The organism is Aquimarina callyspongiae (genome assembly GCF_034322225.1).
Classification (GTDB): domain Bacteria; phylum Bacteroidota; class Bacteroidia; order Flavobacteriales; family Flavobacteriaceae; genus Aquimarina.
Genome location: NZ_JAXLPA010000002.1, coordinates 154,452 through 177,134 on the forward strand (window position 1 = coordinate 154,452; position 22,683 = coordinate 177,134).

Genomic DNA, 22,683 nt, shown 5'->3' on the forward strand with positions numbered 1-22,683 from the left:
GAAAAGTGGGGGTATCTTGAAGATGCAATATAGTAAATCTTTAGGATCAGATGATTGTCAAGAATCAAATTAGTTAATTTTTTGTGTAAAAGTAAAGTCATATTAACTTCCATAACCGTCATTCTTTACTTAAATTTCGAGTTTTAAAAAACAATTGCAGATTTGGAAGAATATTTAGCAGAATTAAATGACGCGCAACGGGCTCCTGTACTTCAGAAAGATGGTCCTATGATAGTAATTGCTGGAGCAGGTTCTGGAAAAACAAGGGTTTTGACTTATCGTATTGCATATTTAATGCATCAAGGAGTTGATTCTTTTAATATATTGTCTTTGACATTTACTAATAAGGCAGCGCGTGAAATGAAAAAGCGTATTGCACAGATTGTAGGATCAACCGAAGCAAAAAACTTATGGATGGGTACTTTTCATTCAATTTTTGCAAAAATACTTAGGTTTGAAGCAGATAAACTGGGATATCCATCTAATTTTACTATTTACGATACTCAGGATTCTCAACGATTAGTTGCCTCTATTATCAAGGAGATGGGATTAGATAAAGATATATACAAGTATAAACAAGTGTATTCTCGTATCTCTTCTTATAAAAATAGTTTGATAACGGTTAAAGCTTATTTTCAAAACTCTGAATTAGTCGAAGCTGATGCAATGGCCAAAAGACCTCGTTTAGGAGAGATTTATGAGCAATACGTAGAACGATGTTTTAAAGCGGGAGCTATGGATTTTGATGATCTATTGTTAAAAACAAATGAACTCTTAAATCGTTTTCCAGAAGTTTTAGCAAAGTATCAAAATCGATTTAGATATATACTGGTAGATGAGTATCAAGATACGAATCATTCACAGTACCTTATAGTTAGAGCATTATCAGATAAATTTCAAAATATCTGTGTGGTAGGAGATGATGCGCAGAGTATTTATGCATTTAGAGGAGCGAATATTAATAATATTCTCAATTTTCAGCGTGATTATGACAATGTTCAACAATATCGTTTAGAGCAAAATTACAGATCTACAAAGAATATTGTTGAAGCTGCAAACTCAATCATAGATAAAAACAAAACCAAACTTGATAAAGTAGTTTGGACAGCAAATGATCCAGGTCCTAAAATCATTGTTAATCGTTTAATTACTGATGGAGATGAAGGAAGATATGTTGCAAGTTCTATTTTTGAGAATCAAATGCAGCATCAACTTAATAACGGTCAATTTGCAGTTTTATATCGAACCAATGCACAATCAAGAGCTATAGAAGATGCATTGCGAAAACGAGATATTAAGTATAGAATATATGGAGGTTTATCATTTTATCAACGTAAGGAAATTAAAGATGTACTTGCATATTTAAGATTGGTGATCAATCCCAAAGATGAAGAAGCTCTAAAACGAGTTATTAATTACCCTGCAAGAGGTATTGGATCTACTACTGTTGATAAACTGGTGGTAGCTGCCAATCATTATGATCGCTCAATTTTTGAGGTAATTGAAAATTTAGATCGCATTAATTTAAAGATTAATAGTGGTACAAAAACTAGGTTGGAGAATTTTATGAATATGATCAAAAATTTTCAGATCACCAACCAGACTTCTGATGCGTTTGTTCTTGCAGAAACCATAGCCAAAAAAACAGGGTTAATACAAGAACTTAAAAAGGATGGCACTCCAGAAGGTATTGCCCGTATTGAGAATATTGAAGAATTGTTAAATGGTATTCGTGATTTTGTAGAGGGTCAAAGAGAATTAGCAGATGCAACGGGATCACTGGCAGAATTTCTTGAAGATGTAGCTTTGGCAACAGACTTGGATCAGGATACTGGAGATGATGATAGAGTAGCACTTATGACAATTCACCTGGCAAAAGGACTTGAATTTCCGTATGTATATATCGTAGGAATGGAAGAAGATCTGTTTCCTTCGGGAATGAGTATGAATACCAGAAGTGAGTTGGAAGAAGAACGACGATTGTTTTATGTAGCATTAACCAGAGCAGAAATACAGGCATATCTTACTTATACACAATCTCGTTATCGTTGGGGTAAATTAGTAGATGCAGAACCTAGTCGATTTATAGAAGAAATAGATGAGAAATTCTTAGAATATATTACACCAATAGAAGGCTATCGTTATAAGCCATTAGTGGATTCTGATATTTTTGGAGAAGTAGATAAAAGCAAACTAAGGCTTAAAAAACCTGTATCGAGTTCTCCTCCTTTAGCACATAAACCTTCTGAAGAACAACTTCAGAAATTGAGAAAACTTAGACCTATATCTGATAATACTAGTGCTTCTGAATCTAAAACTGACCTTTTTGATGGAGATCTCGCTCCAGGGACCGCAGTTGAACACATGAGATTTGGTATTGGGAAAATATTAAAAATAGAAGGAGTTGGCCAGGATAAAAAAGCAGAAATTCAATTTGATAAAGGAGGAATAAAAAAATTATTACTCCGTTTTGCTAAATTAAAAGTGATAGGATAATTTTTTAAGTATTAATTAACCCGTTATCTTGGTGTAATAACTAATATAAAAGACAACTTGTTTATTATGTTGGACCTGTTTTTCAAACAATTGCATATTCATGAAGAAGAGCTTAAAAAGGAAATTAAGCAACAATCCTATATTACCGAACATGCAAAAGGAGATTTACTGATAAAGACTAATGAATATATTCAGGTACTAAAAATTGTACTTAAAGGTAAAGTTCGGGTTTTTCAGGAAAGCGAAGATAGAGAAGTGCTTATCTACTATTTAGGAGATATGGAAACCTGTACGCTCTCATTATCTGCCTGTTTTGATGATTGTAAAAGTAATGTAAAAGCAATTGTCGAAGAACCTTCTATCGTATTAAATATACCGGTTCGGTTTGTTAAAGATTGGTGTTTTAAGTACAAATCCTGGAATAACTTTAACATCAATACTTTTAGAGAAAGTTATCAAGTTTTGATGGAAAGTTATGCGAGATTAGCTTTTAAACCTTTAAGAGAAAGACTTTTAGAATACTTATTAGAAGAAAGCCAGAATCTAAATCAAAAAATATTACAAAGATCTCACCAACAAATAGCCAATGAACTGGGTACTACAAGAGAAGTAGTTTCAAGGTTATTAAAGAAATTAGAAAAAGAAGAGTTAATACGTCTTGGTCAAAAATCTGTAGAAATTTTAAAATAAATTTTCAGACTTGTGCCAAAAGGCACAGGTTTACTACTCGTAATACTATTTATTTTGTCTGTATAAAATTAAAATAGTATTAAAATGAAAGTAATTAGTAAGTTAATAAGTTTTGTATTGGTGTGTATCTTGTTTTCGTGCACAACAACTCCCAAAGAAAAAACAGAAATAGAAAAGCAATCCTATACGAATCAAGAATCTACAGCGCATCATTCTATAGCTTTAGAGGTTTTGCAAGCCAGTAAAGATTGGATTAATGCTTTTAACCAAGGTAATGTCAGTACTTGTATAGCTGGATATAAAAAAGATGCAGTTATGCGTGCTACTCCTTTTGGACTGAAACAAGGAGAAACAGAGATTGAGGCATTTTGGAAACCGTTTATAGAATCCGGAGCATCTAATTTAATTTATACCAATGTAGCAATAGAGGTAATCAATAAAACAACAGCATTGTTATCGGCTAATTGGAGTATGAATATTGGTAGAGGAGTAATATATCAGGAAAAATGGATCAAAGAAAATAATAAATGGGTTTTGGTATATGATGATTTTGAGGTAAAAGAACAATATGAGACACCAAAAGAAAATCCTACAAACCCAATAGGAAGTCACCTATTACTTGAAGATGTAATTAACAGCTCTATCAAATGGATAGAAGGTTTTAATGCAGGTAATGGCGATATTTGTGGAGAAGGTTATACAAAAAATGCTACCATGAATGCAATTCCTTTTACTAATCTACATAGCAAAACAGATATACAAAGTTTTTGGAATACACTCATGAATGATGGAGCTTCTAATTTGATATATAACAACCCTAAATTTGAAGTTATTAATACTACTGTAATCAAATTGAGTTCTGATTGGTCTATGAATATTGGCGAAGGGAAAATATATCAGGAAAAATGGGTTAAGGAAAATGACACCTGGTTATTGGATTACGATGAATTTGAGGTTTTAAAACAATATAATCACTAAACTAGATGATGTGTTTGGGTTTAGATAATTATATTTAAACCCGAACATATTTATTACATGTTTTTATTATTAAAAATATCATGAAACAGATCGAATCAGATGAAATACAAGTATTTTTAAATTGAAATATTAGTAATAAGAAGTATCTTTATCCTAAGAAAATAGATATGGCAGATTTCATAAAATTGTATGAAGAAAATCCAAACCCAAAAGAAATTAAGCAGGTAGTAGATTGTTTGCGAAATGGAGGGTTAATTATTTATCCTACAGATACCGTTTATGGATTAGGATGCGATATTACCAATACACGTGCATTAGAAAAGATAGCACATATAAAAGGAGTGAAATTAGCAAAGGCCAACTTCTCATTTATTTGTAAAGATCTTAGTAATTTGTCTGATTATGTCAAGCAAATAGATAATTCGACTTTTAAACTATTAAAAAGATCGCTGCCAGGGCCGTATACTTTTATTCTTCCTGGGAGTAATAATTTACCAACCGTTTTTAAGAAGAAGAAAACTGTAGGAATCCGGGTTCCTGAGAATAATATATGCCTGGCTATTGTTGAAGAGTTAGGTAATCCAATCGTTTCTACCTCTATTTATGATGAGGATGAAGTAATAGAGTATACTACTGATCCAGAGTTAATACTAGAAAAATGGGATAATCTCGTAGACATAGTAATTGACGGAGGTTATGGTGATAATATTCCTTCTACTGTAATCGATTTAACGACCAGAGAGCCTATTTTGGTTAGAGAAGGAAAAGGAAGTGTTGATATTATTTAATTGTTTTCTGATATAAAATACAGAGTAAAAAAATTAAGACACTGCATATTTTAGTTCATTTCTATATTCGCTAGGTGTTTTTCCAGTAAATTTCTTGAATAACTTATTAAAATGAGAAAAATTACTAAAACCACTTTCATAACAGATATCGGTAATACTTGTTTGTTTTTCATGAAGTAATTTGGCCGCATGTACCAATCGATACTCATTCACAAACTGAATAAAAGTTTTTCCGGTTATTTTTTTAAAGTACCTACAGAAACCAGGAATACTCATACTTACTTTATCTGCAATTTCTTCTAAAGGAATTGGACGCATAAACTCTTCTCTCACAAAATTGAACACTTTATTAATTCGATTGTTATCCTGTAAAGCCGTTTCTATCACAAACCCTTCTGCATTAAGGATAGTATATTCATTAGTTTGTTCCATTTCTTTGAGAATATGAAGAATTCCCAATAATTTATCAAAAGCATCCAGGTTTTTAAGATTTTCTATTTGGGATCCGATATTTCTTTTGGTATCGCCATGAAAAACAATTCCTTTCCTTGCTCTTTCCAGAAGATGACCAATGCTATTCATTTCTGGTATAGCAAAAAATGAATGCCCTAAAAAATCTGGCAACATTTGTATAATAGTCTCGCTGCTATTACCTGTAAGGCTATCTGTAAAACCACAATGTGGCAAATTAGAACCAATTAAAATCAAAGTACCATTTCTATAATATGACATGTGACTTCCTATTTGTCTTTTTCCAGTACCTCCATTTACATAAACAATCTCTATTTCGGGATGATAGTGCCATATAGGAGCTCGATTCATTTTCTCTTTAGAAAAATTCTCATAATAGAAAGAACTTCCGAACTCTGGTACAATTTTCTCTAAAGAGGGTTTTACATTTTTCATGATCACCAATTTTGATGGTTCAATTTTAAAATGAATTACTCAATTTGATTGTTAATAAGATGTAAAATCATTTTAAATGATATGTTAAATTAACTCTGAAGTGATTTTAGGATATTATACAAGGTTAAAATTGAACATATTTATGCAAATATATATGTATTTCATCTTTTAAACTCAATTTACATTTGCATTGTAAAACTTTAACAACTAAAACTTAAAATTATGAGAAGAGTTATTAACCTAAGCCTACTGATTGTTGCGATTGTATTTAGTAATCTGGCTAAAGCTTCTGAAGTACTTTCTGTAGAGATACTAAATTCTTCTATGATCAACGTTTCTTTATCTAATATAACCAAAGGAGAAAAGTTGTATCTAAAAGATTATAATGGAGAAATATTGTTTAATGCTACTTTGGATGCGATGCCAGCGTATCAAAAATATTTTAACTTAAGCAATGTGCCTGATGGAGTCTATTTTGTAGAGACAGAAACCGTTTATGAAATAAAGGTAACACCGGTATTAAAAAATAAAAAAGGGATTTCATTAATTAAAAACTCTGCAGTAACAGTATTTAAGCCAGTGGTAAAAAGTAAAAACAAGCTGGTTAAAATTATGCTTAGTAATCCAGAAAAATCATCAGTAACCATTCAAATATACGATAAAGAAGATATCCTGTTGATTGAAGAAAGTAGTACAGATGAAGTTTTAAAACGAGTATTCGATTTTTCTACAATGCCATCAGAAACGTATAGAATTCTCTTTAAGCAAAAGGAGAGAACCTTTATAAAAGAGGTTAGTATTTAAATTGTTTTATTGACCAACCACAAATCAAAAGCATCATTATAATGATGCTTTTTTTTATAAAAAGAATTCTACTTAAGATAAGTAGTAATTACTTATATCCATTATTGTATGATGTTAGTTTTTAAGAGTTGACTTTTTAACTTCTACAATAGCTGGAGGATTTCTTTACAAATAATATCTGCATTTTCTTTTTTTGTAAATATAGTTTGGTGGTTTCCATTTATAATAAATTGTTGAGCATTTCTGGATAGTTTCAAATATTCTTTTTGACCCTTGCTGTGTTCTTTTTTATAGTCCTCAACGGTTATTCCTTTTTCTTTAAGTAGATTTTTATCTATCTCTACAGCTGTAAAAACCCGAACAGGTAATGAACCAAATTTTTTGGTTTCTTTAGCCCGTTGTAATACAGAATGGTAGCTTTCTATCTCTGATTTATAAGTTCTTAAACACTTTCCGTCTAATAAAAGGTCTTTAGTTCGCTTGTTAATTTCATCGGGTAGTCCTTCACCAGCAAATATAGGTCCTGAGAAATTTTCAAATAAGCCTATGATACCTAAATCCGCAGAAATGATTGCTAAATTTAATCCCCACAATACAGATTTATATCTAAAGGAAGATTTAGGTGCAGCATTAAACTTCTCTACCTGTTCTGGATGAGTAGCATCAATTAATACTAAAGCAGCAACTTCATCGGGATAAAGTTGTGTGAATACCCGTAAATAAGGACCGCCTAATGAATGACCAGTCAAAATGTAAGGTGGCGATTCTCCAGCGTTTTTAAGTAAATTATGTAATTCTTTAGCAATTGTTTCAGCATCTCGAATGGTATTACTTGGTTCACTATAACCAAGACCAGCACGATCATAACGAACTACTCGTACACTATCTTTAAGTCCTTCACTTAACCAATGATAGTACTCAGTTGATAAACCCGAACCAGCTTCAACAACTACAGTAGGTTTGTTACTTTTTTTACCTGTAGTATTTATATGAAATTTAACATCGTCAACATTAATAAGACTTCCCATTGGTTTATGAGGTTCAGGAGCAAATAAACGAAAAACCAGACCTGCTAAAATTACAAGAGCTATTAATACTCCAATAGATAAAAAGATTCTTTTAAAGATTTTCTTAATGATTTTCATAATACTAAAATTTTAATCAAACTTATACGACCTTTTTTTGAGTACCTATTTATTATTACCAACAGACTAGAAATACGTTTACACCATTGCTATTGCGAATTGAATAATTGTTTAATAAGAAAATGGCGTGATTTGACTTAAAAATGATCGTGTTTGTCACGTTTATTTGTCATCCTTATATGAATGATTATTTTTATATAAGATAAATCAATGTAATTATGAAAACCCATATGGCCAGCTTGATTAAGAGTAGCTATAAGAAGTTAATTATAGGAGGAATTCTTACCAGCTCAATTTTCATAGTAGGAAGTCTTTCTGGTGGTTTTGTAGTTCGCCCTGATGCTGTTATTCTGCCTCTCTATATAGTTATAAATGTTTTCAGTTTTTTGTTTTGCTGGCTAACTCTTACTCTTATAATTTCCAAATTTCCGATTTATAAAATTTTAGGAGTATTTGGATTGCTTTTTTTGGGAGCAGTTGTAGAGTATTATATGAATATTCCTGATAACCCGATTACCATACCGTTGTTAATTTTATTTTGGATGGGAATCAGTTATTTTGTAATCCCTAGGTTTTTTAAAAGACATCAGATTGCTATTCTCTTTACTTATGGAACTGTGATCACCTATTTTTTTATTTTTAGAGGAAGACCAAATTATGCTGAAGATTACCGTCCGGTTGTTACAAACTTTCTTATCATTTCAATATCAATGATGATTATTTTGTGGGCTTATGATCGATGGAAATGGTTAACTACCTTAAGAGCAGATAAAGCTAAAGCAGAACTGATGTTACTAAAGAATCAGATCAATCCTCATTTTTTCTTTAATACTTTGAATAACTTATATGGACTAGTGGTAGAAAAATCCGAAGAAGCCCCTGCTATGATTCTTAAACTCTCAGATATAATGCGCTATACCATATATGACGGTAAGGCTGATTATGTTCATCTAAAAGATGAGATCTCTTATATAGAAGATTATATTGAACTACACAAAATACGATATCAGAAAAAAGTAGAAATAACCTTCAAAAAAGATATTTCTCATTCTCATAAAATAGCACCGGTATTATTGGTAGTTCCTTTGGAAAATGCTTTTAAGCATGGAGTAGAAAGTTTGATGGAAAATGCTTTTATCAGAATCGAAATTTCTACAACCAATTCTAGTATATTTTTTAAAATTAGAAACAATTATGAATTCACAGGACTAAAAAATAACGGGATCGGATTAGATAATTTGCAGAAGAGACTTATGATGATTTATCCTAATAAACATAAATTAGAGATTACCAAACCTGAAGGTATTTACGAACTAAGCTTATCAATAGAAACAACATGAATTATCTAATTGTAGATGACGAGCCGATAGCACATCGTATCATAGAGGGTTATTGTGCAGAACTACCATTATTAAAAAAAGTTGGCAATGCATACAATGCACTGGAGGCTTCCGCAATAATATCCAAGCAAAACGTAGATTTAATTTTTCTAGACCTCAATATGCCCAAGATTATGGGGTTTGAATTACTAAAAACATTATCCAAACCTCCTAAAATTATCGTGACAACTGCTTATAAAGAATATGCTTTGGAGGGTTATGAATTGGATATTGTTGATTATTTACTCAAACCTTTCTCACTTCAACGCTTCTTGAAAGCAATACATAAAATTAAAGTAGGAGAGGAGGTAAAAACCTTTGAGTCTAATAAGATTGATGAAATAAAAAATGATCGTTTCTTTCTTAAAGGAGATAAAATGTACCACCAAATTCAAATGCAAGATGTTCTTTTTGTAGAAGCTTTTGGCAATTACTCTAAAGTCTATTTTACTGAAAAAATGATTCTTACTCATGAAAAAATTTCTGCTTTAGAGACATCGCTTATGAAAGAAAAATTTTTGCGAGTTCATAAATCTTTTATCGTAGCAATTGACAGAATCGATACCATTCAGGGGAATCAAATTTATATTCAGGATCATAAAATACCTATTGGTCAGACCTATAGAAGTAAAATTAGCAACCTAATAAGTGGAAAGTAATAAATTGTATTTTTTGTTTAATATTCAAAAACAGGAATTCCATTTTCACATAATACTCCACTGGGCTGTAAAGGAAGAGAGCAATCACTGATTACTCCCCATTTTTGATTAAACTTTTGCTGAGCAGTTCTATGTTCTTGTATTTTTTTAATAAAAAGTTCTGTATCAATATTTGTTGAATAGGCTATAAAACCGACTGGTCCTCCGCAAGCTTTACTTCCATAACTGGTAAAAGTCCATTCTGCAGAATCATTACAGTTTTCACTAGTTGCTAAGCTTTCAATTTCGAAAAACAATTGATTTAAATTCTGAGCTTCCTGTTCTTGAATTAATGCATCATCATCATCACAAGAAAAACATATTCCAATCAAGAATAAGATCCCAAAAAATTTTAATTCCTTCATAATTCTACTTTACATGTAAGATGCTCAAATTTCATTTTGGTTGCTTCTAACTTTGTAGAACAATGAGATGGATATAGAACAGTAATAAATAAAAAAGGGCTAATAATTAAATTAGCCCTTTTTAAATATATATTATTTTTTTTAATTGCCTCCTTGAGAAGCTTTTTTCATTCCGTCTTCGATCATATTATAGAATTGATCAAGTTTAGGTAATACTACAATACGAGTACGTCTGTTTTTTGCACGATTACCAGCATTACTATTATCTGCAACAGGAATATAGTAACTACGTCCTGCAGCTGTCATACGTTTTGGATCTACTTTAAAATCGTTTTGTAAAACACGTACTACAGAAGTAGCTCTTTTTACACTAAGATCCCAGTTATCTAATAAAACTTTGTTTTTAATAGGTACATTATCGGTGTGACCTTCTACAAGAAACTCGATATCTGGCTTATCGTTTACTACTTTAGCAACTTTACCTAATACTTCGCGAGCTCTAGAAGATACATTGTAACTACCGCTCTTAAATAATAATTTATCTGAGATAGAAACGTATACCACTCCTTTTTCTACATTCACTTCGATGTCTTCATCAGCAAGATTTCCTAAAGCACCTTTTAAGCTAGTTACAAGGGCAAGAGTTACAGAATCTTTTTTGTTAAGAGCATCGTTCATTGTTTTGATCTGAAGATCTTTTTCTTTAATGCTTTCTAGTGATCTTTCCAGGTTTTCAGCTTCTTTGGTTGAAAGTGTAGCTAAGTTACCAACGTTATTTAATAGGGCAGCATTCGTATTTTTAAGATTGCTAACTTGATCTTGAAGTATTTTTAATTCTGAAGAAGCACTTGCTTTCTCTTCAAGGCAGCTATTTAATTTAACAGTAGCCGTATTTAGCAGATCTTGAGTTTCTTTTTGTTTGGCTTCTAGTTCGGCAAATTTCTTTTGTGGTACACAAGAAGATAATAATACCGCCATAGAGGCTCCAATAATCATTGCTTTTTTCATTAGAAAATGTGTTTTTAGTCTTGTTCTGGTTATATAAACTCAAAATTATTAAAAATGTGACGCAATGTTGCGGTGTTAACAATAATTTAATGAATATAACCTTATAATTGATTAAATAGCTTTCTCTTTAAAATATAATACTGCCATACAACGAAAGAAACCGAATAATATTTCTTTTGACTGGCATGTTTTTTACGCTTTTTAACAATTTTTGGTAAATTACGATAAAAACTAAAATGTGCTTTGATAATAGCTATTGTATGTGATAATTTGCCTTCTAGCAAAAATTTGACACCTGCGATTCCGTCAAGGATTAAACGCGTAAATATGATCCACCATATTCGAGAACCTTTGACATTTTTAACAGTAAGGTATAGACTATTCCTGAAATTGTAAAATGTCTTTTTGGGGTTCATATTAGTAAGAGTAGCTCCTCCAAGATGATATACAGTAGAAGCTCCTACATATATAATTTTATAACCACGATTAAGAATACGCCAACATAGATCAATTTCTTCCTGATGAGCAAAGAAATCTTCATCGAGCTTACCTACTTCTTCAAAAACAGATTTCCTTACAAACAAGCAAGCACCACTAGCCCAAAATATTGGGATGGTATCGTTATACTGTCCATGATCTTCTTCTAATGTATCGAAGATCCTTCCTCTACAATACGGATATCCAAAACCATCAATAAAACCACCACCAGCTCCTGCATATTCAAAGTGAGTTTTCTTTTTATAATCCAGAATTTTAGGTTGTATTGCCGCAACATCACTAAAATTTTCAAATGCTTCAATTACTGGAACCAGCCAATCTTTGGTTACTTCTACATCACTATTGAGTAAACAATAAAGATCTGCATCAATTTTTGTCAATGCATCATTATAACCTTTAGCATATCCTCCATTAACTTCATTTTTTACAATTTGAATTTCGGGAAATGTAGCTTTTACATATTGAATAGACTCATCTGTAGAAGCATTATCAGCCAGATAAATATCGGCTTCTTTAGAATGAGCTATAACAGAAGGTAAAAATTGCTCTAATAATGAACGTCCGTTCCAGTTAAGTATGACAATTGCTGTTTTCACGGGTGCAAAGTAATGAGTTTAATTTAGAGATTCAAAACCTCTATTGTTGAATGATAGAAAGAGTTATTTATAATCGGGAATATCTTTTAGAAAAGAATACTGTTGCTCAGCATAATCCATCTGACAATAGTAATGATCTAATCCATTGGTAATCATTAGATATTCTGCATTAAGTGCCAGGTTATATCTAGCGATTTGATCAAAAACATCCTGAGTAATCTTTACTGTATGAGATTTACATTCTACAATCAAGCGTATACTACCATCAGGATTGAATATAATAATGTCATAACGCTTGTTAAGGTCGTTAACTTTAATGAGTTTTTCTACATTGATAAGGCTTTCGGGATATTTTTTTTCTTCTATTAGATAATGTAAAGTATGTTGCCTTACCCATTCCTCGGGAGTGAGAATGATAAATTTTTTACGAATTCTGTCAAAAATAGAAACTTTATTTTCGCTACTTTTGAACCTGAATTGATATGAGGGAAAGTGAAGCTTTTGCATAAAACTCATGTAACAACCAATAAGGATTCCAGCAAATTTGATGATTTTTTCTGAATGGACGAAGTAAAACAAATTGTAAGTGATATAAAGAACGGAAATATTAAGCCTATCTACTTTTTGATGGGAGAGGAACCTTATTATATTGACCGTATTTCTGAATATATTGATAAAAACGTTCTGGCAGAAGAGGAGAAGGGATTTAATCAAATGACACTTTACGGAAGAGACGTGAGCATAGATGACATTGTCTCTAATGCTAAGCGATATCCTATGATGGCAGAGCGACAAGTAGTTATAGTTAAAGAAGCTCAAGATCTTTCTAGAACTATTGAGAAACTGGTAGATTATGCAGAAAATCCACAACCGTCTACTGTTTTGGTTGTTTGTTATAAATACAAAAAGATCGATAAACGAAAAAAACTCTATAAGGTAGTAGCTAAGAATGGAGTTATTTTTGAAGGAAAAAAGTTATACGAGAATCAGGTTGCAGATTGGATCAGAAGAGTCCTCGCAGGAGCAAAATATAATATAGAACCCAAAGCAGCACAGATGCTGGTAGAGTTTTTAGGAACGGATCTTGGTAAAATCAATAATGAGCTTGAAAAACTTAAACTTATTATTCCTAAAGGATCTCAAATCACCGCAGATGAGATAGAACAAAATATAGGAATCAGTAAAGAATTTAATAATTTTGAACTACGTAAAGCTATTGGTACCAGAAATGTGATTAAAGCTCATCGAATTATCAATTATTTTGCTCAAAATCCTAAAGATAATCCACTAGTCGTTACAATCTCTTTACTATATAGCTTTTTCTCACAAGTATTACAATATCATGGGTTATCAGATAAATCGCAACGCAATGTTGCTAGCGCGTTAAAAATCAATCCTTATTTTGTAAAAGATTATACAGAAGCTGCTCATAATTACCCTATGAAAAAAGTATCTCGTATTATAGCTTTATTAAGAGATGCAGATGTTAAGAGTAAAGGAGTAGGAGCAGCCAACCTACCTCAAGGCGATATTTTAAAAGAGCTTTTAGTAAAAATTATGGGATGATTTTCTGTATTTTAAAATCATTTCAATTTAGAAAGCACTATTATTGAGATTCTTTTCTGTAACAATTCCCCTTACCGACGGTTTTAACGATAATTATAATGTCGCGAGCACGTCAACATCATTCTCTATAATTAAAATGTTTGTGTTTTAATACTACTTTCAATATTAATTCAGTATAAAAAAACAAAACTAAAAATATAAGAGTCTATAAAGTGTACATTTTTGAACATAAGCTGTATCAAAACCGAACACTTTTTATTATAGTTAAAACTGTAAACTTTTGATTTACGCAGTATTAGGATTTTGGCATCATTTTTATCATATATTAAGTATAATAAAAAAGAACTCATGAATATACCGACTCAAAAGAAAATCAATTCAAAAAATAGTACTCATAACAAATATAGTTAAGTGTCGCTGTAGCTGGAATCTTGGGAAACAACCCTAAATTGATCTTGGCCGATGACCAAATAGGAAATCTAAATAGTATCATATGGTAATGAAGTTATAGATTTATTTAAATGAAGTCAATACTACTATTATTATGATACGCATAATGAGTACGATGCTAAGTACAGTTCTGGTATTATTAGAATGTTAGACGAACAAAAAGTATCCGAAAATATATTGATTTAATACTACCTACTTTATCAAAAAACGAATAGTTATGTTAAAAAATTATATAAAAATAGCTTGGAGAAACCTACTTAAGAATAGAATATATTCATTTATAAACATTTTTGGTTTAGCAATTGGTATGGCAGCCACATTACTTATTGGACTTTGGATTAGTGATGAACTGAATTACAATGCTTATTTTGAAAACAAATCTACTATAGCTCAAGTATATCAGAATGAAACAAGCAATGACGATATAGGTACTAGTCCAGCAATTCCAAGACCTCTAGAATTTGTGTTAAGGCAGGAGTTTAATGATTATTTTAAACATATCATCATGTCATCGTGGGAGGACCCAAGATACTTAAGCTATGAAGATAAAAGTATCAATAGATTGGGGTATGCCATGCAACAAGGAGCACCAGAAATGTTAAACCTTCAAATTGTTAGAGGCATTAGAGATGGGTTAAAAGAGAAAAACTCAATTATGTTGTCTTCATCTACAGCAAAAGCATTGTTTGGAGACAATTCTGCGATAGGAAAAATTATAAAAGTCAATAATAAAGATAACTTAATTGTCACTGCCATATATCAAGATATTCCTGCAAATAATTCATTCAGTTCAATGGGTTATTTGATATCTTGGGAACAATACGTTGACAGAAAATGGACTAAAGCGGCGGCAACTCAATGGGGAAATAGTTCATTTCAATTGTTTGTGCAGATCAATGAAAATACTACTATGAAAGCCGTAACATCAAAAATAATTGATGTTAAGAAAATTAGAGACCCTAATGAAGCTCAATTTAATCCAGAATTGTTTTTGTTTCCAATGAAGGATTGGTATTTAAAAAGTGATTTTGAAAATGGAATTCCAGAGGGAGGACGTATTGAAAATATATGGTTATTTGGAATTATAGGCCTCTTTGTGCTGATATTGGCTTGTATCAATTTTGTAAACTTAAGCACTGCACGTTCAGAAAAACGTACAGTGGAAGTAGGAATTAGAAAATCTATTGGATCGCGACGACAGCAATTAGTATTTCAATTTTTGACAGAATCTTTTTTGATTGTTTTGCTATCGTTTATTTTGGCAATAAGTATTGTACTTTTATCTATAAATAGTTTTAATACGATAGCAAATAAAACTGTTGTCTTTCCTTGGTCAAATATTATATTTTGGGTTTTATCAATAATTTTTATTGTCATTACAGCATTTTTTGCTGGTAGCTACCCAGCTTTATATTTGTCATCGTTTAAACCTGTAAAAGTTTTAAAAGGAACTTTTAAAGCAGGAAGATATGCGTCTTTACCACGAAAAATATTAGTAGTGACACAGTTTACAATATCTGTGACTTTGATTATTGGTACGTTAATAGTAATGAATCAAATACAGTTCAGCAAGAACAGACCAACAGGTTATGATAAAGAAGGCTTAATTCAATTACCAGTAATAGGTAATCAATTTATTGGAAAGCACGAAACTATGCGAAATCAATTCATTGCTTCGGGAGCTGTATTAAGTATGACAACAATGAGCAGCCCTACTACTGAAGTATGGTCGAATCGAAGTGGTTATACCTGGGATGGAAAACCAGAAAATTTTCAAGAAGATTTTGCGTATACATCAGTTAATTATGATTTTGTAAAAACTTTTGGTTTAAAACTCATCGAAGGAAGAGGGTTTTCTCGTGAATTTGCAACAGATTCTAATGCTGTTATTCTTAATAAAACTGCAGTAAAATATATGGGAATTCAAAATCCTATAGGAAAATACATCAATGATTCGGATATTAATGATCCAAAGCCCGAACCGCCGCTCAGAATTATTGGAGTTGTAGAAGACATAATAGTTCAATCACCTTATGATCCAGTAAAACAAGCGTTATATGTTTTTGATAAAAACCAAAGTCTTAGTTTTTATAATTTGAGATTAAACCCAGAACGAAGTATCAGTGCAAATTTAAAGATTATAAAAGATGTTTTTAAAAAGAATTTCCCCAATACCCCTTTTGATTTTCAGTTTGTAGATCAAGAATATGGAGCAAAATTCAAAACGGAAGAACGTATTGCTAATCTAGCCAAAGTATTTACAGTATTAGCCATTTTTATTAGTTGTTTAGGCTTGTTTGGGTTAGCAGCTTTTGTAGCAGAACAGCGTAATAAAGAAATAGGAGTTAGAAAAGTATTAGGAGCTTCAATTAGTCAATTGTGGCTATTGTTATCAAAAGATTTTTTAACACTTGTTATCATCGCATTAGTAGCAGCATTACCAATAGCTTATTTTATTATGAATCAATGGCTTCAAAAATTTAGTTATCGTACCTCAGTTACTTTTGAAGTATTTGCAATAGCTTGTTTTAGTGCATTAGTGATTGCCTTAATTACTGTAAGCTTTCAGGCTATAAAGGCAGCAATAATAAACCCCGTAAATTCATTGCGATCAGAATAGGTCTATAAAAAAAGGAATAGTTATGATTAAATATCGGTAAACATAAAATTATACATTTTTAGTTTTTTTACATAAAATAATCCATTTTAATCATATTGTGGGGTTTAATTCTCTGAGACGAGTCTCCAAATGTTAAGTTTGTGTTTCGGTTGGATGACTCGTAGGTTTGTCACAAATAAATAACAAAAGCCAGTTACAACAATGTAACTGGTTTTTTTGTTATACCTAGGTACACTATTTTAGTATTATAGGTATTTAAAAGAGTGATATTCTGAGAATGTCTCTGATTTTGTTGTGGGAAGAGTAAGAACATAAAGATTAATAAATCCCTAGTTATTGCTGGTTTCCTGACTAGTGGAGCTACGACTAAGTATATTATACAGTGTTAGCTGTTTTTTTGGTTCACAGAATAAATCGATACTGTTTTCTTCTTGCCTCTTATTTCAACATTTCCAATTTTATTAAACAGAAAACTGTGGTTTTCTCCTAATATGTCCTTTAAGTTTTTTGATATTAAAAGTTGTTGCTTATACTCGTTACATTTTCCTTGAATCCTTGCAGCGGTATTAATGACATCCCCATGATAAGCGATTTCTTTTTTATACTTTCCTATTTCTGTAACTGTAACTTTACCAGCATTTAACCCAGCTTTAAAAAAGGGTTTACAATTATAATTTTTCATATAATATTCTTGCTTTTTGTCCAGTTGCATTTGAAAATTAAAATAAGCCATAAGGCAATTTTGATTTTTTACTCCTTTCGCAAAATCCCATGATAAAACAATTTCATCTCCAACATATTGGTATATTTCTGATTCATTTTTACTTACAATACCTAAATCATTAAAACAGTCTTGAATCATTTTACTGTAGGTAACATGACCTAATTGTTCGGCATGCTTTGTGGAAGCTTGAAGATCTAAAAACATAAATATTCGTTCTTCCTCCCTTGGGGTATAAAACTTTCCATTCAAAATATTCCAAAAATTGTTACTACCAAGAAAAAGGTTTATTTGCCTTATTATGAACATAGTAATATCAACCCAAACAATATAAAAATAAAGGGCAAAACTTCCAGGCTCAAAAGCATATTCAATAAACCCGGTATTGGATCCGAACATAGGATACGTTAATCCAATGATGGTAAGCAAGAAAAGGATTAGAAAAATAGCTCTTAGTATTAAGAGATTCCGAAACGAAGTCCGTTTGTATCCATGTTCTTCAATGAATATTTGTATAAAACCAGAGATAAACCCAAATACCGGTGCGAAAATGAATATTGAAAGAATTGTATTCCAATTCCAAAATTCAATTTCAACAGACCCTAGTTCTTTTGTGCCTTCTCCACGAACAATACTCAAAAATACAATTGCCATGGCCCAACCAACAATGTAATTTAGTATGATTTTCCACCTTTGCTTGTGTTTAAAATTCATTGAATTACTAATTTTCTGGTGAGCAATTGTTTATATCCCATAACAGCTAATGTACAAGATATGTAATATTGTAATATGTTTATCCTTAATTGAATTACACAAATCTAGAGGATTTTTAAGGAACTTAAAATTATTTGCAGCAACTTGCTATTTTGGTACTATTATATCATAAAGGATGGAAATATATCTTAAACTTGATAGCTCAGGTTTGTAATCCGAGATGTTACAAAAGGATAAAGCCACAACGATACAAAATTGTGGCTTTTTTATATGATATCTTATTCTATAAAGAAAAACCTTAAATGGCTCTAATTCTTTCCTAACGCAGCTTTCATTTTATGGTAAATCTCATTGTTTTCATAAATACCTCCAAAGTTTTCTGATTCAGGACCATAGGCAAATACCGGGATAAGTGTCGCGGAATGACCTCCTGTAGAAAAAGAAGGAGCAATTTTATTATAGTCACCATCATCTGGAGCTAATGTAAAGCCTCCAGTCTCGTGATCTGCGGTAACAATAACTAAGGTTTCACCGTTAGATTTAGCAAAATCAAGTGCTACACCCAAGGTTTTGTCAAAATCGATAAGCTCGCTAATTAGGTAATCAGCGTTATTATCGTGACCTCCCCAATCTATTTGAGAACCTTCTACCATAAGAAAAAAGCCTTCCTCGTTTTTGGAAAGTGCATCGATAGCGAGTTGTGTAGCTTTTGGTAAAAAATCTCCTCGACCTTCTAACATAGTTGGCATTGCATTTTCTGCTAATAGAATAGCGTGTTTTTTAGTGTCGGTCTTTTCTGGTAGCGCTGTGGTATCTACTTTAAAACCGTTTTTTTCAAATTCTGATAAAAGATCCTTACCATCTTTACGCTTATTAAAAAACTGAATCCCTCCACCAGCAAGAAAATCAATATCTGATGTAGGTAAGAACGCAGCTATCTCCTCATACATCCCTCGCAACTTAGCGTGAGCATAAAAACTAGCAGGTGTTGCGTGATTGATCGATGAGGTGGCAATTACTCCAGTACTTAATCCATTTTTAGAAATTTCTTCTACGATTGTAGGAACAGGAATAGAATCTTTGTTTACCCCAATAGCTCCATTATAACTTTTAACTCCAGAGGCAAATGCTGTGGCTCCTGCCGCCGAATCTGTAATAAGCTGATCAGAAGATGAAGTTTTAATTAATCCTATAACCGGAAAGCGATCAAAATTTGAAGGGTCAGGATTAAAATATTGACTGGCAGAAACCTGGCTTAATCCTGTACCATCACCAATAAGTAGGATAATATTTTTGGGTTTCTTTGGTTGAACGGTTTCTTCAACCTTTGATTCCGTTTTCTTTTCCTGGCTACAGGAGATAATAAGTAATAGGGTTAGTAATGTAAAAAAATATTTCATGTGTTTATATTATTGTTTAGTTATTGATAGGGTCAAACTTTGGGATTTGTTGCAAAAACGGTAGCTTCTGTAATAAATCCACGATCATCCATTTCTAATAGGCTAGAAATGGTATGAGCAATTTCTTCTCCTCTTAGTTTTGTTTGCTGCTCTGCTTCAGTATACTTTTTTTCGTTAGTATTTCCATCAACTCTGTTACTCGCAAAACTGGTCATAACCTCACTTGGATTTACTTGCATGACTCGTATATTATGAGGGCGTAGTTCATTTCTCCAACTTTCAGTCATTCCGCGTAAAGCAAATTTGGTAGCTACATAAGGAGATGCAGAAGGAGATCCTTTTAATGAAGAAGTAGAACCTATATTAATGATATTACCATATTCCTGATCTATAAAATGCTTGGCAGAAGCCTTAGCACAAAGCGTAGCCCCAAGAATATTAGTTTTAAACTGATCGGTGAATTTATCAGCATCGATATCAATTAATTTTGAGACATACCCATACCCAGCATTGTTAACCAAGGTATTTAAACCATTCATTTTTATGTTTGCTTGTTCTACGAGTTCTTGTACTTGAGTTTCATCGGTAACATCAGCTTTTATGTAACTTACACCCAATTCTTGAGCAGTTTGCTTAAGAGTGTCTTCATTTCTTCCTGAGATTACTACCTGAGCTCCTTTTTCTTTCAAAAGTTTGGCTGTTGCCTTTCCTATACCAGAATTGCCTCCTGTAATCAATACTTTGACATCTTTAATATTCATCGTAGTTTTTTTTTAGGTGGATGATCAAAGATAGAGGTTGAATTCTAAATCTTTTGTTAAGCAGAAATATAATTTTTTATGGAATTGGTAAATAAGAAAAATCCTTTACTTCTGTCATCACAAAAGAACTTTGCACTTTAGAAATATTTTCTAATGAAGCCAGTTTATTAGATAAAAAATCCTGGTAACGTTCCATATCTTCTGCATAGATCTTAATAAGATAATCAAACATTCCGGCAACATGATAACATTCTACAACCTCAGGAAATTGTTGTATATCTTTTTCAAATTTTTTAAGATAATCTGTTTGGTGAAGGTTTAAGGTTACATTACAAAATACGGCTAAGTGTAATCCAGCCTTTTTTCTATCTAAAATGGCTTTATATGATTTTATATACCCATCACGCTCTAATTTTTTTACACGTTCAAAAATAGGAGTAGTGGTTAGATTTAAACGTTCTGCAATTTCTTTAATAGTAATTTTACCATCTTTTTGAAGTAAAAGAAGAATTGATCGATCAATTTTGTCCATAATATTTTTCTGAATAACTACATGAATTTATACAAATATAGAATATTATTCTTTTAAAATGTGTTTATCGTTTTCTGTATGCTGAAATTTAATCATTATATGGTTTTATATTCTTTTTGAAGTAGATTTATAGAATTGATAAACTAATATATCCTGAACTTATGAACCTCAATAAAAGGTGAAATAGTACTCAGGTATTAACTAAAAATAAACTGATGGAAGAACACAACTTTAACCCAGAGAGCTTAATGATGACCTATGGTTATAAACCAGAATTATCAGAAGGAGCTATTAAATGCCCTATTTTTCAAACGTCTACATTTGTTTTTAAAACTGCCGAAGAAGGAAAAGCTTTTTTTGAGTTAGCGTATGGTTTACGTGAAAAATCCCCTAAAGAAGAGTTAGGACTTATCTACAGTAGGATTAATAATCCTAACCTGGAGATTTTGGAAAACAGATTATGTTTATGGGATAAAGCGGATGATTGTGCGGTTTTTGAAAGTGGTATGTCTGCTATTAGTACTGTATTATTAGAGTTTTTAAAACCGGGAGATTTATTAGTTTATAGCAATCCTCTATATGGAGGAACTGATCATTTTATTCATCATTTTTTGGATAAGATAGGAGTTCATACAATAGGAGTAATGCCTGGGCAATCTATGGATGAGGTGTGTGAAATGATCGAAACATCGGGTAAAGCAGATAAACTGGCAATGATTTATCTGGAAACTCCAGCTAATCCCACAAATGATATATCAGATATAGAACAGTTTAGTCAAATTGCAGCCAAATATAGTACTGCAGAAAGAAAGGCTTTGGTAGCTGTTGATAATACCTATATGGGACCATTATGGCAACATCCTTTACAATGTGGAGCGGATTTAGTGCTGTATTCTGCAACTAAATATATTGGTGGGCATAGTGATCTTATTGCAGGAGCAGTTTTAGGAAATGCTGAGTTGATGCAACGAGTAAAAACACTGCGTACCTTTTTAGGAAACATGGTAAGCCCTCATACGGCTTGGTTGATGCTTAGGAGTTTAGAAACGTTAAAAGTACGTATGAATCAACAAACTCAAAATGCACAAGTTGTAGCAGATTATCTTGAAAATCATCCAAAAGTTGAAAAAGTATATTATCTTGGGCTGCTTAAAAAAGGAACCAAGGCGTATGATACGTATCACAAGCAATGTTCGGCTCCTGGAGCGATGGTATCTTTTGATATTGTTGGGGGTGAAGAAGAAGCATTTCAGTTTTTGAATAACCTTAAACTGATGAAGCTCGCCGTAAGTTTAGGAGGTACAGAGAGTTTGGCAGAACATCCTAAAACAATGACCCATGCAGGAGTTGATGAAAATCAACGACAGCAGATGAAGATTACAGATCAATTGGTACGTTTATCCATTGGAGTGGAGTATTCAAAAGATCTAATCTGGGATATCGAGCAGGCATTAGAAAAGGTAACAGAAGAGGTGTCTAAAGAAGAAATAGTAACTATATAATTTTATAGAATAGTTTGTTTAAGAAGTTCATTTTATCATTTCAAAGCGCTTCCCCAAGCACTGAAT

General features: G+C 31.9%; 20 protein-coding genes and 1 pseudogene. 11 read left to right on the forward strand and 10 right to left on the reverse strand.

Translation table 11 applies throughout. From position 1 onward, the window contains the following. Nucleotides 1-162 precede the first annotated feature (162 nt). The 4 genes from U0D62_RS07755 to U0D62_RS07770 all read left to right on the forward strand — a co-directional run bounded on the left by U0D62_RS07755 (nt 163) and on the right by U0D62_RS07770 (nt 4,952). Nucleotides 163-2,496 (forward strand): ATP-dependent helicase, encoded by a 2,334-nt coding sequence (locus U0D62_RS07755; RefSeq protein ID WP_322195184.1) that lies wholly within the window; start codon nt 163-165, stop codon nt 2,494-2,496. 66 nt (nt 2,497-2,562) lie between these two features. Next, the gene (locus U0D62_RS07760; RefSeq protein ID WP_322195185.1) at nt 2,563-3,186 is read left to right on the forward strand and encodes a Crp/Fnr family transcriptional regulator; all 624 of its coding nucleotides are present in this window, start codon (nt 2,563-2,565) and stop codon (nt 3,184-3,186) included. A gap of 84 nt (nt 3,187-3,270) precedes the next feature. Further along, nucleotides 3,271-4,164 (forward strand): Cif family virulence factor, encoded by an 894-nt coding sequence (locus U0D62_RS07765; RefSeq protein ID WP_322195187.1) that lies wholly within the window; start codon nt 3,271-3,273, stop codon nt 4,162-4,164. 167 nt (nt 4,165-4,331) lie between these two features. Continuing rightward, on the forward strand, nt 4,332-4,952 hold the full coding sequence (locus tag U0D62_RS07770) for an L-threonylcarbamoyladenylate synthase (protein ID WP_322195189.1): 621 nt from the start codon (nt 4,332-4,334) through the stop codon (nt 4,950-4,952). A gap of 33 nt (nt 4,953-4,985) precedes the next feature. Here the strand turns inward: U0D62_RS07770 and U0D62_RS07775 are convergent, their stop codons facing one another. Further along, nucleotides 4,986-5,858: an AraC family transcriptional regulator gene (locus U0D62_RS07775; protein WP_322195191.1), complete on the reverse strand. Its 873-nt coding sequence runs from the start codon at nt 5,856-5,858 to the stop codon at nt 4,986-4,988. A 222-nt stretch (nt 5,859-6,080) separates the two neighbouring features. On the opposite strand from U0D62_RS07775, the gene U0D62_RS07780 reads away from it, so the two are divergent. Next, entirely contained in the window at nt 6,081-6,662 is a 582-nt protein-coding gene (locus tag U0D62_RS07780) for a hypothetical protein (protein ID WP_322195193.1), read from the forward strand. Between the two features lie 143 nt (nt 6,663-6,805). On the opposite strand, the gene U0D62_RS07785 is transcribed toward U0D62_RS07780, so the two are convergent. Beyond that, a complete protein-coding gene (locus U0D62_RS07785) occupies nt 6,806-7,807 on the reverse strand; it encodes an alpha/beta fold hydrolase (protein ID WP_322195195.1) in 1,002 nt (333 codons plus the stop codon). Nucleotides 7,808-8,025: 218 nt separating this feature from the next. Between U0D62_RS07785 and U0D62_RS07790 the strand changes: the two genes are divergently transcribed. Then, nucleotides 8,026-9,147 (forward strand): sensor histidine kinase, encoded by a 1,122-nt coding sequence (locus U0D62_RS07790; RefSeq protein WP_322195197.1) that lies wholly within the window; start codon nt 8,026-8,028, stop codon nt 9,145-9,147. Then, nucleotides 9,144-9,845 carry a LytR/AlgR family response regulator transcription factor gene (locus tag U0D62_RS07795; RefSeq protein ID WP_322195200.1) on the forward strand — a complete coding sequence of 234 codons (702 nt, stop codon included), beginning with the start codon at nt 9,144-9,146 and terminating at the stop codon, nt 9,843-9,845. The genes U0D62_RS07790 and U0D62_RS07795 overlap by 4 nt, the downstream gene beginning before the upstream one ends. A 17-nt stretch (nt 9,846-9,862) precedes the next feature. Here the strand turns inward: U0D62_RS07795 and U0D62_RS07800 are convergent, their stop codons facing one another. The 4 genes from U0D62_RS07800 to U0D62_RS07815 form a co-directional block, all read right to left on the reverse strand. Then, nucleotides 9,863-10,249: a hypothetical protein gene (locus U0D62_RS07800; protein ID WP_322195202.1), complete on the reverse strand. Its 387-nt coding sequence runs from the start codon at nt 10,247-10,249 to the stop codon at nt 9,863-9,865. Between the two features lie 141 nt (nt 10,250-10,390). Further along, nucleotides 10,391-11,257: an OmpA/MotB family protein gene (locus U0D62_RS07805; RefSeq protein WP_322195204.1), complete on the reverse strand. Its 867-nt coding sequence runs from the start codon at nt 11,255-11,257 to the stop codon at nt 10,391-10,393. Between the two features lie 101 nt (nt 11,258-11,358). After that, nucleotides 11,359-12,351 (reverse strand): glycosyltransferase family 2 protein, encoded by a 993-nt coding sequence (locus U0D62_RS07810; RefSeq protein WP_322195206.1) that lies wholly within the window; start codon nt 12,349-12,351, stop codon nt 11,359-11,361. A 63-nt stretch (nt 12,352-12,414) separates the two neighbouring features. Continuing rightward, nucleotides 12,415-12,858 (reverse strand): type I restriction enzyme HsdR N-terminal domain-containing protein, encoded by a 444-nt coding sequence (locus tag U0D62_RS07815; RefSeq protein WP_322195208.1) that lies wholly within the window; start codon nt 12,856-12,858, stop codon nt 12,415-12,417. 54 nt (nt 12,859-12,912) lie between these two features. Here U0D62_RS07815 and holA point away from each other — a divergent pair, with 54 nt between their 5' ends. The 3 genes and pseudogenes from holA to U0D62_RS07825 all read left to right on the forward strand — a co-directional run bounded on the left by holA (nt 12,913) and on the right by U0D62_RS07825 (nt 16,987). Further along, complete coding sequence (gene holA / locus U0D62_RS07820) at nt 12,913-13,917, forward strand: DNA polymerase III subunit delta (protein ID WP_322195210.1); 1,005 nt, start codon at nt 12,913-12,915, stop codon at nt 13,915-13,917. A gap of 413 nt (nt 13,918-14,330) precedes the next feature. Further along, nucleotides 14,331-14,553: pseudogene (locus U0D62_RS25530) on the forward strand (ABC transporter ATP-binding protein); the annotation flags it as partial. Between the two features lie 31 nt (nt 14,554-14,584). Further along, a complete protein-coding gene (locus U0D62_RS07825; RefSeq protein ID WP_322195212.1) occupies nt 14,585-16,987 on the forward strand; it encodes an ABC transporter permease in 2,403 nt (800 codons plus the stop codon). Nucleotides 16,988-17,372: 385 nt separating this feature from the next. On the opposite strand, the gene U0D62_RS07830 is transcribed toward U0D62_RS07825, so the two are convergent. From U0D62_RS07830 to U0D62_RS07845, 4 genes are all read right to left on the reverse strand, one after another. Continuing rightward, nucleotides 17,373-18,422 carry an adenylate/guanylate cyclase domain-containing protein gene (locus U0D62_RS07830; protein ID WP_322195214.1) on the reverse strand — a complete coding sequence of 350 codons (1,050 nt, stop codon included), beginning with the start codon at nt 18,420-18,422 and terminating at the stop codon, nt 17,373-17,375. A gap of 308 nt (nt 18,423-18,730) precedes the next feature. Beyond that, a complete protein-coding gene (locus U0D62_RS07835) occupies nt 18,731-19,822 on the reverse strand; it encodes an alkaline phosphatase (protein WP_322195216.1) in 1,092 nt (363 codons plus the stop codon). A gap of 32 nt (nt 19,823-19,854) precedes the next feature. Beyond that, nucleotides 19,855-20,583, reverse strand: coding sequence for an SDR family oxidoreductase (locus U0D62_RS07840; RefSeq protein ID WP_322195218.1), 729 nt, complete (start codon nt 20,581-20,583; stop codon nt 19,855-19,857). A 76-nt stretch (nt 20,584-20,659) separates the two neighbouring features. After that, a complete protein-coding gene (locus U0D62_RS07845) occupies nt 20,660-21,115 on the reverse strand; it encodes an Lrp/AsnC family transcriptional regulator (RefSeq protein ID WP_322195220.1) in 456 nt (151 codons plus the stop codon). A gap of 212 nt (nt 21,116-21,327) precedes the next feature. Here U0D62_RS07845 and U0D62_RS07850 point away from each other — a divergent pair, with 212 nt between their 5' ends. Continuing rightward, the gene (locus tag U0D62_RS07850; RefSeq protein ID WP_322287600.1) at nt 21,328-22,617 is read left to right on the forward strand and encodes a cystathionine gamma-synthase family protein; all 1,290 of its coding nucleotides are present in this window, start codon (nt 21,328-21,330) and stop codon (nt 22,615-22,617) included. Nucleotides 22,618-22,683: the final 66 nt, after the last annotated feature.